This is a genomic window from Bartonella vinsonii subsp. berkhoffii ATCC 51672 (assembly GCF_902825225.1).
GTDB lineage: Bacteria > Pseudomonadota > Alphaproteobacteria > Rhizobiales > Rhizobiaceae > Bartonella > Bartonella berkhoffii.
The window spans coordinates 143589-158836 of sequence record NZ_CADEAK010000003.1; the positions used below are offsets into that span (position 1 = coordinate 143589).

Genomic DNA, 15248 nt, shown 5'->3' on the forward strand with positions numbered 1-15248 from the left:
AGACTTTTAAGGAAACAATAAAACAGCTCTAAGCCCTGGATTTGCATTTTCAAGTAAAAGCTCACCGCCATGAAGCTTCATAACAGCTTTTGCTATACTTAGACCAATACCAAAACCGGGCTGTGTACGACTTTCTTCAAGGCGAATAAATCGTTCTGTTACTTTTTCACGTTTATCCGCTGCAATTCCTGGACCATTATCGCTCACAACAACCAATAAATGTTCATCACGATATTCCATCGATAAGCAAACCTTCGCCTCTCTTCCATCCTTCGAGGCATATTTAATTGCATTATCTATAAGATTAAAAATTGATTGCGCAATAAGCTCACGATTCAACTTAAGCTCTTTATCAAATGTATCCCCCAACCGAAGCAAAACACCTGATTCTTCAGCAAAAGGCTCATAAAGTTCAACGGCATCTTCAAGGATAAGCTTCATATTCATAACCTCAAGATGCTCAATTGCACTGCTGGCTTCAATGCGTGAAATCATTAAAATAGCATTAAAAGTACGAATAAGTTGATCGGATTCAACAATGACCCCATCAAGTACTTGACGATATTCAAGCTTTGTCTTTTGCCCAGAAAGTGCTTCTTCAGCACGATTTCTAAGGCGTGTTAATGGTGTTTTCAAATCATGTGCAATATTGTCAGATACTTGACGCAAACCAATATTTAATTCTTCAATGCGGTCTAACATAACATTAAGATTAGCGGATAATCGATCAAACTCATCCCCTACCCCAGAAACAGGCAAACGCTCACTGAAATCACCATCCATCAAGCGTTGAGAGGCAGCTGTAACATGATCAATCCTTTGCAATGCTCGCCTCCCAACAAAAAACCATATGAGTAAAGCCCCTCCAAGCATCGCTGCAAGAGCAATCATGACTGCTTTACGGATAACCAATGCGAAACGTTCTGGTTCATCCAAATCTCGCCCTATAAGAACCTTCATAGCGTTGGGCAAATCAACAACAATTGCCAAAGCGCGATGTTCACTTGTTTTACCATGTTCTCCAAAACGTGAATATAAAAAAGAATTCGCAATAAAACCATTATGATTCAAAAGACCTAATTCAATACGTGCAACATTGCCTGCTAAAATGCGCCCCATCGGATCAGTAACAAGATAAAGAAAAGCCCCAGGTTGTCGTGAACGATAATCAATAGTACGTATTAATAAAGGAAGCCCACCATAATTATAAGCATTTTCGATATACTTTAACTCCTCATGAAGCGCTTGCTCTGTTTGCTCCGTTAATAACAAAGCAGAAAATGCCGTCATATAAATCGAAAGTCCTGTTGCAACCAACCCAAATAATAAAATATAAAGTGCTGAGAGCCTAAATGCAGTCGTACGTATTATATTGATCAGGCGATTCATGTTTTGTTATCTGGTGCTTTCAGCATATATCCAGCTCCACGCACAGTATGGAGAAGTGGGAGATCAAAATCTTTTTCAATTTTTGCTCTTAAACGGGATATATGAACATCAATGACATTTGTTTGCGGATCAAAATGGTAATCCCAAACATTTTCCAAAAGCATAGTGCGTGTAACAACCTGACCAGCATAGCGCATCAAATATTCAAGTAAACGAAATTCTCTGGGTTGCAATATAATATTTCTATTACCCCGTTTTACTGTATGTGCTAACCGATCAAGTTCAAGATTGCCTACGCAATAAACAGTTTCTGCCTCTTTAGGATTTTTCCGCCGCTGCAATACTTCAACGCGCGCAAGAAGCTCAGAAAAAGCATAAGGTTTTGTCAAATAATCATCACCCCCTGCACGTAAACCCGTTACACGATCATTCACTTGCCCTAAAGCTGAAAGGATGAGAACAGGTGTTTCATTGCCTTTAGCACGTAATTCAGAAATAATAGAAAGACCATCACGATGCAAAAGCATCCGATCAATAACCATAACGTCATAACTTTCCGCATCAGCTAAAGCATATCCAGTATCTCCATCATAGGCAACAACAACTGAATGTCCCGCCTCCGAAAAAGCTTTTTCGAGATAACGGCCCGTCTCACGATCATCTTCAATAACGAGTATCCTCATAAAACGTATCTCCGTTATTTTATCACATTGTGTTGTAGTAGAACAGAGATCTACAAAACCTCTGCCCTACCACAAACGAAATGTTATTTTTTGAAAATTGGAAGAGCAACAAAACGATTTTGACCATTTGTTCGCACTTGTAGGAGTATCGCTTTTCGCCCTAACTTTTGAGCATACTTGATTGTATCGGTAATATCAGAAATCTTTTTAACAGACTTATTATTCACTGTTATAATCACATCACCGGGGCGTATACCTTTATCTGCAGCATCTGAATCTGAATCTACATCAGTTACGACCAATCCTATACCATCATCAGAAGGAGCAACAATCAAACCATAATCTTCTAATGTTTCATCTGCATCATTGTGCTTATTTGAATATTTTGAACCCTCTTTCTTTCCTTCATCTTCAGGCATTGAAGCAAGTTTAACTTTTATATTTTCCTCCTTACCGGATCTCCAAACACCCAACGTCACTATTTCACCTGGTCTAGTATTTGCTATACGCTTCGCCAAATCACGAGCATCATTAATTTTCTCACCATTCACTGAAATAATGACATCCCCTGCTTTTATACCAGCCTTTTCTGCCGGTCCTTTTAATGGATCAGTGATTAAAGCACCTTTGTCCTCTTTCAAACCTATCGAGTCTGAAATCTCCTTCGTTACGGGCTGAATCTGAACCCCCAGCCAACCACGCTGAACAGAACCTTTTTCGATAAGTTGTTGCACAACCTGTTTCACTGTCGCTGCCGGAATAGCAAAAGCAATACCAACATTTCCTCCAGAAGGAGAAAAAATTGCTGTATTAACTCCAACAACCTTCCCATTCAAATCAAAAGTTGGACCACCAGAATTTCCTCTATTCACAGCCGCATCAATCTGAATAAAATCATCATAGACACCGGTGCCAATATCACGTCCACGCGCCGAAACAATACCAGCTGTTACAGTGCCACCAAGGCCAAATGGATTACCGATAGCAACAACCCAATCACCAACGCGAAGCTTTGTATCATCACCAAAATCAACATAGGAAAATTTTCTTTTGTCGTTCACTTTCAAAACTGCAAGATCAGTTCGTGGATCTGATCCAATGAGCTTAGCATTCAATTCTGTACCATCATCAAGAACAACAGAATAACTGGTGCCATCAGAAATCACATGATTATTGGTCACAATGTAACCATCCGATGAAATAAAAAAGCCCGATCCAAAAGCTATAGGACGAAGTCTGTGCGAATGTGATGGAAACTTATTTTTAGGCTTATCCAAATCATAAAACTCTTTAAAAAATCTTTTTAACGGATGTTGATCTGGTAATTGGTCGATACCCGGACCGCTAAAAAAATTGCTAAAGGACCAGTCGTCTTTTTTTTTATTGCTCTTCACTTGCACTGAAACAACAGCAGGTTTTACTTGAGAAACAATATCTGCAAATCCCGGCTGTTGCATGAATGAAGTAAATACAGAATTGGCATGAGCCGTTGTCGTCCACAAGCTTGACCCACATGCACTAAAAAACAGTGCACTTTCCAACGCAGCGGAAAAACTGACTGCGATTAATGTTTTAAAGAAAGTTTTTTTAACCATTTGGTATACGCTCCTATTCAATCATATTTTTATCTAGATTGTGATCACTTATAAAACAGCAGATCTTACCGTTTTCTGTCTAAAATATTAAAGTTTTGTAAGGTTTAAGCCCACAATCACACATCACTCCCCCATAAGGCTGAATGACTCATTTAAACCACTTGAGTTTTTCTTTATACAACACCTCTTTTAACACAACGATATTTTCGACTGTTTTTTCTGCATCTGCATTCAAAATCATTATTTTTTTGTGCTTTTGTAGCATCTTATCCTAAAAAATATAATGCTTGCACCAATAATAAGAATGACCAAAGGCGACAACCATAAAAACCAAGTTGCTTTATTAAATGGTGGTTTCAAGAGAATAAATGTACCATATCGTTCAACAAGAAAATCAATAACTTGCTGATTTGTATGTCCCATTTTCAATCTTTCCCGAATTAAAAATCGTAGATCACATGCCAGAGAACTCTCTGAATCATCAATGGATTGATTTTGACAAACCGGACAACGCAAATGTGATGAAATATCTCGCGCACGCGATTCAAGAACTGTATCCTTTAAAATTTCATCTGGCTCTACTGCTATCACCAACTGCAAAGGAAAAATCATAATTAAAAAAAACAAAGTCCAAAGCAATAGATTTTTCATGTTAATTGTTTTTCCAGAAAATTTAAAGCAAGCCGCTTCTTGTACGCTCTCATGCGGAACCAATAACCCAAAAGAGAAAGACATCCTCCCATAGCCATCATGAATGCCCCTAACCAAACACATATTACGTAAGGTTTCCACCATATATGTAAAACAAGTCCCTGATTATCTATACGTCCTGGCACAATATATAATTGAGATAAACCATGATTTTGAATACCAACTTCCGTTGTTGACGTATTTTGACTTGAATAAAATCGTTTTGATGCTGTTACCCTTCGCACAGCGCTTTTATTTTCATATACTCTAAAATGAAACTCCATTGTAGAATAATTCGGACCAGCACCATCGCGCACTTCATAAAAATGAAGCGTTTTACCTGCTATCGTGACCCTATCTCCTATGTGCATGGTGAGAATACGCTCTTGCCCAAAAGTCGCAACACAGACAATACCAAATAATGTAACACCTAATCCCATATGCGCTATTGCTGCACCAAAAACGGACCATGGTAATCCCATAAATCTTTTAATCCGCACCAATAAAGCTATCTTGCGATGTCCACTTTTTTCCCAAAGATCAGCTAAACTGCCTAAAAAAACAAAAACTGAAAGTCCAATTCCTAAAGCAGCAAAAATATCACGAAAAGATGCAGCATAAAATGTTATAAAACAGGCTACACAAACTAACGCAAAAACAAACCACAACCGTTCAAAAACTGCAAAAAAATCACCGCGTTTCCATGCCATCATTGATCCAAATGGAACCAACAACAACAATAACATCATTAAAGGTCCACAGGTGAGGTTAAAAAAAGGAGCACCTACAGAAATTTTCTGTCCAGTGAATGCCTCAATAAAATAAGGGTAGAGCGTACCAACCAATACTGTTGCGGTTATTGTTGTAAGGAACAAATTATTTAAAATAATAAAGCCTTCACGTGAAATTGGCTGAAATAATCGCCCTGTTTGCAAAACAGGTGCGCGCAAAGCAAAAAGAAAAAAAGCTCCTCCCATGAAGAAGGATAAAAGTAAAAGGATAGCCCATCCCCGTGCTGGATCAACAGCAAAACTATGAACAGACATTAAAAGGCCGGAACGAACAAGAAAAGTTCCCAGCAGAGAAAGAGAAAAAGTCAGAAGAGCTAAAAATAAAGTCCAGCTTTTCAACGTATCCCGCTTTTCAAGAACTATAGTAGAGTGCAAAAGAGCAGTTCCTGAAAGCCATGGCATAAACGAAACATTTTCGACTGGATCCCAAAACCAATACCCCCCCCATCCTAACTCATAATAAGCCCAATAGGACCCAACCATGATACCAAGTGTCAAAAAAATCCAAGAAAGGAGAACCCAAGGGCGAATCCAATGTGCCCAAATTCTATCGACATGTCCTGTAATTAAGGCAGCTATTGCAAAAGAAAAACAAATTGAAAAACCAACATAGCCTAAATAAAGAAGAGGTGGATGAATTGCTAGGGATATATCCTGTAAAAGAGGATTGAGATCATTCCCCTGTAATGCTGGTGGATTAACACGTAAAAATGGGTTGGATAAAAAAAGAATAAATAAAAGAAAAGCGCCTGTAATCCAACTTTGGCAAATGAGAACGAGTGCCTTAAACTGTTCTGGCAAATGTTGGCTAAACAACGCCATCAACGTACTAAAAAAAGCAAGACTTAAAACCCATAACAACATCGACCCTTCGTGGTTTCCCCAAACACCAGTGATTTTATACAATATTGGTTTTTCCGAATGACTATTCTCAACAACATTCAAAACAGAAAAATCAGATACCAAATGTGCGTGAATAATAATCAAAAAAGATAAAAGCAGTAATGTGAAAGTAATATATGTGAGTGGAATACCCATTTGCATTAATGAACGCTCCCCCCATAAAATAGCCAAAACTGGTAAGAATGCTTGCAATAAACTCACTGCAAAAGCTGCCGATAAAAAAATATGACCAAGTTCGACAAGCACAATCGAATTATCTCTCCACACTGCGACGTTTGTTCAAGTAACGAGCTGTTTCTTTAGACATATAAGTCTCATCATGTTTTGCTAAAATACGCGTCCCTATAAAAAAACCCTGTTTATCGAAATAACCTTCTACAACAACCCCCTGACCTTCACGAAAAAGATCCGGTAAGACTCCATCAAAAATCACTTTTTCGTGTTTTACGTTATCTGTTACGAAAAAAATAATGCCCCTCTCTCCAACATATTGAACAGTCCCCTTTTCAACAAAACCGCCCAAACGTAAAGAGCGTCCCGTTAGCATATCTTCCCTTGTAATTTCAGATGGCATTCGAAAAAAACTTACCGTATTACGATTACGCATTGCATAGATAAGAAGACTTGCTGCAAGCGCTATCACAAAACAACATAATAAAATCATCAGCAATCGCTTTTTTTTTCGTTGCTTTAAAATGGCTCTCAATGAAGGAGAATTATGGAACAATTGACTGCTCATAGACACCCTACGAGAATTCTCTTTATAAACACGCGATGAGAGTTTCGCACATCTTATCTATGCGTGCAACTTTTTAGTCCAATATCTTTCCCTTCCTAAAAAGTTTCTCAATACCTTTTTATTCCCTTATAAAATAGTTACTTTTTCTAAAAAATCTCCCTTAGCATGCCTTAATCATTTTGTTGCATCATTCCTTGGTTTTCGTTCTTTCATTTCTTCGTCACGTATCTTAAACTACCTAGCGTAACCACCACTTTATTGACTCTTCTGGATTTTTATACTTCTTCTGATTTAATAGGCTAAACTTGCTATAATCATTACTTTTTCAATATTTAATTTGGTAAATTACGTAACTGAGCTATCATGGCTTCAACACGCAATCGTCCTAAAAAATCTTCAGGCATTGTATCAAGAAAATTTTGTAAAAACCGCACTGCCTCTCCAGACTTACCTGCCTGATGAAGCGCTTCAGCTAATAATAAACGGGGATAAAAATCTTTTGGCGCTAAATCCGCTGCTTTTTGAAAAGCATCTTGTGCTTCTTGTGTCATGATTCCGCCCTCATAACCAACCAATGCCAAACCATACCCAACAAGCCTTGGAGCAGATTCTCCATTCAAGCGAAGCGCATCTAAATAAATATTTACGGCATCTTGAAAATAACCTTCCTCTAGATATCCTACTGCTAATGCATCTGCTAGCTTACCATCATGAGGAGCACGAAAAAAAAGCACTTGTAAACGAACAAGTTGTTCATGCCTACTAAGTGCCTTTGGATCCTTATCCATTAATTCACTAAAAAAATAACTTTTAACTTTTGGATTACCTGTCAAACTATAAATGTTCCATGTTAGACAAAGAACAAATAAAATACTAAGAGCATTTAAAATATATCTTTTCTTATAATGCATGCCGGTCTTGTTAGAGTTAAACGAATAGATACAGCTTTATAACTATCAACGGTTTGAAATTTCTACTCTTTTTTATTCTCAGTTAAAAAGAAAATATTTTATGCAGAGCCTTGGGCAATAAAACTTTTGCATATAATCCTCCTAGGTTAGAACGCGATAAAAAAAGACTTCCACCATATTCTTTGACCATATCTGAAACAATCGCTAACCCTAAGCCTGTTCCCGGCTTACTTCCATCAAATCGACACCCCCTTTTTAAGGCTTCATCAATCTTGTCTTCTGTTAAACCAGAGCCATCATCCTCTACGAGAATACTGAAAGATTCTGTTTCTTTAACATTTTCTTCTAAATGACAGGAAATCAGGACTTTTGTGCGCGACCACTGAGCAGCATTCTCAATCAAATTCCCTACAATTTCCTCTAGATCTTCCTTTTCACCAGAAAAAACAACATCATCGACATTCATAATAAATTGAAACTGCTTTTCAGGGTTAAGTTTTTTCATAACCCGTACCAAACGATCAATCACTCCGCGAACAGATGTCTGATAAACAATACTATCACACTGTGCTGCAATTCGTGCACGCTGAAGATAATGATTTATTTGAGCTTGCATTATTTGCGTTTGCTCTCTCAACACAAAAGCCTGTTCTCCACACATCTTATCAACCTCATTTATAGTCACTGACAAAGGTGTTTTCAACGAATGCGCAAGATTACCAACCTGTGTACGAAACCGTTCAATAATACGCTGATTGTTCTTGATGAGTGCATTCATTTCTTGTGCTAACGGCATAACTTCACTTACTAAATCCGTATTCACATAATGACTTCTCCCTTCGCGAATATCATTCAATGCTCGTTGGATAAACTTCAATGGTTGAAAACTAAATAAAACAATAGCAATGTTGATAAGAACACTCCCTATACCAAAACTCCAAAGAAAAATTTGTAAAGTCCGCTTAAATCCCCGTACCTGTGCATGTGCTTCATCAATATTCCCAATAAGGCGAAAACGGGCAATATGATTTTGATTATCCAGAACAATATCACTCTCAATGACTTGTAATTTCTGGCCATTGTTGCTCTTTATCTGGTAAGAGCGAAAGAATTTATTGTCAAAAGGTACATCGATTTCACTCGGTACAAATATTCTTCCTGTTCCCAATGATGGAGATGTCAATCTTCCTTTTAGATTATGTGATAAAGCAATAACTTCCCAATACCATCCTGTTGTTGGATCGGAATAACGAATATCATCAATCCCAACATTTCCTTCCAAATTTCCCTCAGGTGAGACGGTTACTGTTGCAATAAGACTATAAAGTTGGGTAGAAAGAATACGCTCTAAGTTTTGTTCACTTAAGCGTTGATAAAATAAAATACTGACTGTAGAAATTGATGAAAGCGAAATAACCACCCATAATGTTGATAAGATCATAACGCGTAAACTGAGAGATTTACTAACGAAAAAAAATAGCCTCCTAAACCAGTTATTCTTTTTTAAAACACTCATTGATCACCTAACGTTTTCACGCGATAACCCATTCCTCGAATAGTCTCAATCAAATCTACTCCAAGCTTTTTACGTAACCGCCCCACAAAAACTTCTACCGTATTCGAATCTCTGTCAAAATCTTGATCATAAAGATGTTCAGTAAGCTCTGTTCTTGAAACCACTCTCTCACAATGATGCATGAGATAGGAAAGAAGTCTGAATTCATAGGAAGTCAATTTAATCAATTGATCATTAACAAAAACACGAGAGGTCTTGGTATCCAACAAAACACCACCACAGCATAAGGTGTTTGTCGCATGCCCCGTCGCTCGACGAATTAGTGCACGTAACCGCGCCATCACTTCTTCCAAATGAAATGGCTTAACAACGTAATCGTCAGCACCTGCATCAATGCCACACACCTTATCAGACCAACGATCTTGCGCTGTAAGCATGAGAACAGGCATGGAATACCCTTCTTGACGCCACCTTTCAATAACATGAATTCCATCTCTATGTGGCAAACCGATATCGAGAATTACAGCATCATAAGACTCTGTACTTCCTAAAAAATAAGCCTCTTCACCATCAAAAGCACTATCGGAAACATACCCCGCACTTCTTACAGCTTCCGCTAATTGATGATTGAGATTCCGATCATCTTCAACAATTAAAATACGCATCACAACATCTGCTAAGCCCTAATCAACGGGAACGGTGACCTCAACACGACGTAACTTTTCACCCTCTCGGGCAGGCACTACGACCACAACCACACACGTATCTCTTCCATCCTTAACAACAGGTGTTGAACGCACCAAAACCCCACTTTTTTGGACAGCAATCTCCCTACCAATTTCAATACACTCAAAAGCTAGAACAGAATCCGCGCCTAGAAAAACTAATACCATTACAAAAAAGAAAAATTTTCTCATCATAGATATTTTATACTCTATTCTATCTGAATATAAAATGAATAATGTTTTTTTTTGAGTTATTCCAAAACCACATACAAAAAATAATTTTCTCTCTGTGTAACAATATAATGAAGAGATACACTTCTAAAAGTTAATAACTTTAAAAATAAAAGCTCCTTAATGATTATACAATCATTATAAACGCAAAAAACTACATAATTTATATAAGATGAATATAAAATTTGTAAGAAATAAATGATCGTAATCCTAAATAAAAATCTTTCTCTGTTATCACTATAGCAAAAAAGGCCTTTTAATCCATATATTCATTATAGATTTATTGCATTACTTTGTCACAGGATCTCTTTCAATGTTTAACTTTTTTAAAAAAAAGAAAGCGCAACACAATAAACCATTCCATAGTCCTAGATTTATTGAAACAGATGCACTGTTCGACACAGCACTTTATCGTATCCGCTTTGCTAACAATTTCTTCTGGCATAAGGCGAAAATTATCTCACAATGTTTTTATATCCGAGGGTGGAAACGCTTTATATTAGAAATCCTTGATGAAACACTCACATTAGGGGTGATTGGTTTTACGCTTTTCACGATTGTTGGTCTATCGGTTTTCGAATTGACAAAAAAAGATTGGTATTCTTTCAAAAAATTCTCCATTCTCTTTCTAGATCGATATGGAAATCCCATCGGTCAACGTGGAACATTACCAGCTGTTTCTGTCCCTGTTGAAGAAATGCCTGATTACGTTATTAAATCGGTTCTTGCGACAGAGGATAGGCGTTTTTTTGATCACTGGGGGATTGATTTACAGGGTCTCACGCGAGCAATTTTACAAAATCTGCAGGCTAAAAGTGTCGTTCAAGGTGGTTCAACCCTTACACAACAACTGGCTAAAAATTTGTTTTTAACAAATGAAAGAACAATAACACGCAAAATCAAAGAAGCTTATCTTGCCCTTTGGTTAGAAGCAAACTTCAGCAAAAAAAAGATTTTACAACTTTATCTTGACCGAGCCTATATGGGTGGAAACAATTTTGGCATGGCAGCTGCTGCAAAATTTTATTTTGGCAAAAACATACGCAATCTCTCCCTTAGTGAATCCGCTATGTTAGCAGGACTCTTCAAAGCCCCAACAAAATATGCTCCTCATAGTCATCTCTTTGCCGCTCAAACACGCGCCAACGTGGTACTCTCTAATCTTGTTAACAGTGGTTTCATGACAGAGAGCCAAGTTATTAACGCTTATCGTCATCCTGCCAAACCTGTTACAAAAATAAAAAATACGCAACCTGATTATTTTCTTGATTGGGTCTTTGATGAAGTCAAAAAAATGCATGATCAACTCCCCAGCCATAATTTGATCATTCAAACCACTCTTGATCCTGATATTCAAAAAGCAGCAGAAGAAGCAATCGCCTATCATTTACATCAATATGGTCAACAATACCGTGCAACACAAGCCGCCACTGTCATACTTGACAATAACGGAGCTGTCTGTGCAATGGTTGGAGGACTGGATTATAGCAAAAGTCAATTTAACAGAGCAACACAAGGCGGTCGACAACCTGGTTCTTCATTCAAACCTTATGTTTACGCAGCAGCTATGGAACGTGGTTTATCTCCCTCAACAATAGTCTTAGACGCCCCCATCAATTGGGGAGGTTGGGCACCTAAAAATAATTCTGGTCATTATCTTGGTAAAATCGATTTGGCCACGGCTTTAGCCTTTTCCATCAATACAGTCCCTGTCTATCTTACCTATCAATATCTTAACCGCGATACCCAACCCATTATCAATCTCATCAAAAGTATGGGGATTCATGCGCATATTTTATCACACAAAACGATGGTGCTGGGCACATCCAATATGACTCCCATGGATCAAGCAACCGGTTTTAATGTCTTTGCTAATGGAGGCATGGCTGGAAATCGCCACGGTTTTACTCAAATCAGAACAACAGATGGACAGGTCGTGTGGGACTTCGAGCATGACGGTCATAAACCACATCGGGTTCTCAGTGAACAATCAGCAGCTTATATGAACCAAATGATGGTTGGTGTCACCACACGAGGATCCGGTAAACGTGCTGCTCTCCCCATGACTCTTGTTGCCGGAAAAACTGGAACATCACAATCCTATCGTGATGCTTGGTTTGTTGGCTTTACTGGTAATTATACTGGAGCTGTATGGATGGGAAATGATAATTTTTCACCGATGAATCGTGCTTTTGGTGGTGGTGTCCCTGCTATGATATGGCATAACATTATGCTTCATGCACACCAAAATATCATGCTCAAACAACTCTATGGTGTTAAAGATTCTCTTCTCCCTTATCAACCACCAACGTCTCCCTCCCAAGATGATTCCGATCTTGCACCTCAAATACCCTATACGCTCTCTCCTGAAACATTGAATATTGTGCGTCTGATTAACAAGGATCTGAAAAAAACATCTTCACTCTCTTTAAAGCTGAAAACTATGGGAGCTTTAACACATTGAATTCGAAATATTCTATAATGTTTGTCTATATTGTTCTTCCCTTGTTTGTCTTGGTTTTTTCCATTTTATGTGGAATGGTTAGTGTTAATTATGTGCTCAATTCCTTTCATAATTTTGAACGTTTCACAATTGGAGAATGGAGCGCTTATCCTCAGATAGGAACGGCCAATACTGATCCCTATACGCGTGCACGCATTATCAAACGAGGTGATATTTCTCTCGGACGCGCAGAAGGGCTCATTTTCCAAATTTGGAAAGATAATCACGGGCATCCACTACACCCCCATTGTCATTACTTACTCAAAGGATACATCCCTGAAACTCGCCTCTTTACACTTTATACAGCTGACAGATCACTCAAACCATATACGTCTTCAAAAGAAATCCCTTTCGAACTCTATACCGACAATATTATCTATGAAAATGATGGTTCATTCCGCATTAATATCTCATCAACACCGCAAATCGGTAATTGGCTTGCAGTGGTTAGTCAAAAAAAATTCGGACTTATTCTGACCTTATATGATACCCCCATCATCTCCGCAACGGCATTGCAAAAACGCACCATGCCAACTTTAGAACAAATTCCATCAGGACAAAAAAACTGTGACTAGATTCATTCACGCAGCACTTCTTGCGGGCATTGGTGCTATTATCGTTCATATTTGCGTTTTATTTCTGATGCCTTATTGGACGCAAAATAATATATGGACAGAGCTTAAAAAATCGGGACCTCCTTATCAATTTGTTGACTTGGATGCTCGTAATCCTATTCAACAGTCTATTGATCCGTTCTTTCTTCTTAAAGTCTGCAGATTTGATCTCGAAAATGGTCCAGTTCATTTAAAGGCTTTACAAACAACACAATTTTGGTCATTAGCAGCCTACACATACGACGGAAGTATTTTCTATAGCCTTAATGACCGAACTACCCCTCATGCTACGCTCGATCTCATCATTGGAAAACCGATACAAATCATAGAACTTAAACAGTCAAAAACGAAAAACAATCGTAATTCCGTTTTAGTTGCTAAAAATTTGAATCAAGGTTTTGCACTCTTACGCATTTTTGCCCCTTCTTTACTTGAAAAGAAAAAAAGCGAAGAATTCTTTTCATCTGCCACTTGTCGCATATTTAATGGATAAAAGCACAGTAATCTCTAATTGTAGGAATGCTTTCTTTGTATAATATAGTAAAATGGTTATTTAAAAACTCAATCAATCGAATATCAAAATGATAAATATGAAATAAAAGGAGACCTTCTGTTGCACATCATCATATCCGATAGAAGAAATCTTCTCATAAAATTAAGCCAATTATGATAAACTATAGAGGAAATGATTATTCTCCTCAATAAATTCCCCTAAATAATCATTGGAAATTGATAGAGCATCACGCGTCCTTGACCTCAAAAATAAGTGCTTTACTTTTGTCATATGACCAGAAGCTTTTTATAAGATATGAAATTTGAAGAGAATTTTGCTTATGATTCATAGTTGAGGGAAAAAGAGAACTTCATGAAAAAAAATTATGTTCGATTAATTTCAAGAGCGGCGGTATGGTCCCCTCGTTTTGGTGGATTGGCATTCTTTATTTTGTTATTTTCAATATTTTTACAGCGCTTTTCTGTAATTCATGTCGTTGATTTTATCATTTTAATAGTCATTTCTACCTGTTGTATTGCTGTTTCTCTTTTTCTTGCTGTAAAAGCACTTTACAGTTTGTGGGCGTTTGGCGCTTTGGGAGGCATGAAAGCTTTAAAAGGAATCATTTATTCCTTAATTACCGCCATGCCATTGGTGTTATTTTTTTGGGGATGGTTTACTTTGCCAGCTCTTCATGATGTTTCTACTGATACACAAAATCCACCAGCTTTTTTTCGTACCATACGTCCCAGTGATGCTTTGCCACTTAAGAGTGTTCTAAGTGAACAAGCCATATTACAGATGTCAGCATGGCCAGAAATGTCGGGACGTCGTTATGATGGCTCACCTGATCGTATTCGCAATTCGGTTCTCAATGTGTTAGCTGCTCATGATTGGCCTATTGTCGCGCAACGGGAATTTAAAGGAAAAGAAGATGAAATTTATATTGAAACAATGGCAAAGACTTTTTACCTTGGTTTTATTTCGGATATTGTCATTCGTCTAACCAGTGAAGGAAATACAACTTTTGTTGATATGCGTTCTGCTTCACGTTACATGCCCAGAGATTTTGGCACAAATGCTGCTTTTATTCTTGATTTTATGGACGCACTTGATACAGAAGTCGCTTTACTCCCTCTTTCTGAAGATGATGAGTAAAGACTTAAAAATGAAGTATTCTCTTTCATAAACAGCCTATTTTTCAATGAATTTCAATACGAACGAAAGTGAACAGAACAGCTCTCAATTCTCAACACTTACTCTCCATATTGATAAGCTATTGATTACCATAGCTAATAGAAATAGATTTCTGTTTATTCGGGGTTTATCCACTATCCACTATACACTGTGGATGGTAATGATAAAATCTCCACCAACGCTCATTTTTACAAGGACTCCAGAAATCATTGCCCCGTCCAGTATGGTATCTGTCCCCCTGTTGGTGTAAACAATGCCGATGCCGACA

General features: G+C 37.8%; 14 protein-coding genes. 4 read left to right on the plus strand and 10 right to left on the minus strand.

The window, feature by feature from the left end; translation table 11 throughout:
- Window positions 1–6: 6 nt before the first annotated feature.
- The 10 genes from J7R10_RS02540 to J7R10_RS02585 form a co-directional block, all read right to left on the minus strand.
- Window positions 7–1389, minus strand: coding sequence for a sensor histidine kinase (locus J7R10_RS02540; RefSeq protein ID WP_010704971.1), 1383 nt, complete (start codon window positions 1387–1389; stop codon window positions 7–9).
- Entirely contained in the window at window positions 1386–2072 is a 687-nt protein-coding gene (locus J7R10_RS02545; RefSeq protein WP_010704970.1) for a response regulator transcription factor, read from the minus strand. Before J7R10_RS02545 ends, J7R10_RS02540 begins: the two co-directional genes overlap by 4 nt.
- 83 nt (window positions 2073–2155) lie before the next feature.
- A complete protein-coding gene (locus J7R10_RS02550; RefSeq protein WP_010704969.1) occupies window positions 2156–3667 on the minus strand; it encodes a Do family serine endopeptidase in 1512 nt (503 codons plus the stop codon).
- A 240-nt stretch (window positions 3668–3907) separates the two neighbouring features.
- Window positions 3908–4318, minus strand: coding sequence for a cytochrome c-type biogenesis protein (locus tag J7R10_RS02555; protein WP_010704968.1), 411 nt, complete (start codon window positions 4316–4318; stop codon window positions 3908–3910).
- A complete protein-coding gene (locus J7R10_RS02560; protein ID WP_010704967.1) occupies window positions 4315–6297 on the minus strand; it encodes a heme lyase CcmF/NrfE family subunit in 1983 nt (660 codons plus the stop codon). Before J7R10_RS02560 ends, J7R10_RS02555 begins: the two co-directional genes overlap by 4 nt.
- 7 nt (window positions 6298–6304) lie before the next feature.
- Window positions 6305–6790, minus strand: coding sequence for a cytochrome c maturation protein CcmE (gene ccmE, locus J7R10_RS02565; protein ID WP_010704966.1), 486 nt, complete (start codon window positions 6788–6790; stop codon window positions 6305–6307).
- 332 nt (window positions 6791–7122) lie between these two features.
- Entirely contained in the window at window positions 7123–7623 is a 501-nt protein-coding gene (locus J7R10_RS02570) for a tetratricopeptide repeat protein (protein WP_244427536.1), read from the minus strand.
- A 160-nt stretch (window positions 7624–7783) separates the two neighbouring features.
- A complete protein-coding gene (locus J7R10_RS02575; RefSeq protein ID WP_010704964.1) occupies window positions 7784–9217 on the minus strand; it encodes an ATP-binding protein in 1434 nt (477 codons plus the stop codon).
- Entirely contained in the window at window positions 9214–9882 is a 669-nt protein-coding gene (locus tag J7R10_RS02580) for a response regulator transcription factor (RefSeq protein ID WP_010704963.1), read from the minus strand. Before J7R10_RS02580 ends, J7R10_RS02575 begins: the two co-directional genes overlap by 4 nt.
- 18 nt (window positions 9883–9900) lie before the next feature.
- Complete coding sequence (locus tag J7R10_RS02585; RefSeq protein ID WP_010704962.1) at window positions 9901–10137, minus strand: hypothetical protein; 237 nt, start codon at window positions 10135–10137, stop codon at window positions 9901–9903.
- A 349-nt stretch (window positions 10138–10486) separates the two neighbouring features.
- On the opposite strand from J7R10_RS02585, the gene J7R10_RS02590 reads away from it, so the two are divergent.
- The 4 genes from J7R10_RS02590 to J7R10_RS02605 all read left to right on the plus strand — a co-directional run bounded on the left by J7R10_RS02590 (window position 10487) and on the right by J7R10_RS02605 (window position 14941).
- Window positions 10487–12637 (plus strand): transglycosylase domain-containing protein, encoded by a 2151-nt coding sequence (locus J7R10_RS02590; protein WP_010704961.1) that lies wholly within the window; start codon window positions 10487–10489, stop codon window positions 12635–12637.
- 17 nt (window positions 12638–12654) lie between these two features.
- Window positions 12655–13251 (plus strand): DUF1214 domain-containing protein, encoded by a 597-nt coding sequence (locus J7R10_RS02595; RefSeq protein WP_010704960.1) that lies wholly within the window; start codon window positions 12655–12657, stop codon window positions 13249–13251.
- Window positions 13244–13783: a DUF1254 domain-containing protein gene (locus J7R10_RS02600; RefSeq protein WP_010704959.1), complete on the plus strand. Its 540-nt coding sequence runs from the start codon at window positions 13244–13246 to the stop codon at window positions 13781–13783. The genes J7R10_RS02595 and J7R10_RS02600 overlap by 8 nt, the downstream gene beginning before the upstream one ends.
- A 372-nt stretch (window positions 13784–14155) precedes the next feature.
- Window positions 14156–14941 carry a DUF1499 domain-containing protein gene (locus J7R10_RS02605; protein WP_010704958.1) on the plus strand — a complete coding sequence of 262 codons (786 nt, stop codon included), beginning with the start codon at window positions 14156–14158 and terminating at the stop codon, window positions 14939–14941.
- The last annotated feature ends 307 nt before the right edge of the window (window positions 14942–15248 follow it).

Bases quoted from the DNA above. Each gene is read 5' to 3' on its own strand.
- J7R10_RS02545 (WP_010704970.1), bottom strand. From the start codon at position 2,072: ATGAGGATACTCGTTATTGAAGATGATCGTGAGACGGGCCGTTATCTC.
- J7R10_RS02595 (WP_010704960.1), top strand. From the start codon at position 12,655: ATGTTTGTCTATATTGTTCTTCCCTTGTTTGTCTTGGTTTTTTCCATT.
- J7R10_RS02540 (WP_010704971.1), bottom strand. From the start codon at position 1,389: ATGAATCGCCTGATCAATATAATACGTACGACTGCATTTAGGCTCTCA.
- J7R10_RS02605 (WP_010704958.1), top strand. From the start codon at position 14,156: ATGAAAAAAAATTATGTTCGATTAATTTCAAGAGCGGCGGTATGGTCC.
- J7R10_RS02580 (WP_010704963.1), bottom strand. From the start codon at position 9,882: ATGCGTATTTTAATTGTTGAAGATGATCGGAATCTCAATCATCAATTA.
- J7R10_RS02550 (WP_010704969.1), bottom strand. From the start codon at position 3,667: ATGGTTAAAAAAACTTTCTTTAAAACATTAATCGCAGTCAGTTTTTCC.
- J7R10_RS02575 (WP_010704964.1), bottom strand. From the start codon at position 9,217: ATGAGTGTTTTAAAAAAGAATAACTGGTTTAGGAGGCTATTTTTTTTC.
- J7R10_RS02555 (WP_010704968.1), bottom strand. From the start codon at position 4,318: ATGAAAAATCTATTGCTTTGGACTTTGTTTTTTTTAATTATGATTTTT.
- ccmE (WP_010704966.1), bottom strand. From the start codon at position 6,790: ATGAGCAGTCAATTGTTCCATAATTCTCCTTCATTGAGAGCCATTTTA.
- J7R10_RS02590 (WP_010704961.1), top strand. From the start codon at position 10,487: ATGTTTAACTTTTTTAAAAAAAAGAAAGCGCAACACAATAAACCATTC.
- J7R10_RS02585 (WP_010704962.1), bottom strand. From the start codon at position 10,137: ATGATGAGAAAATTTTTCTTTTTTGTAATGGTATTAGTTTTTCTAGGC.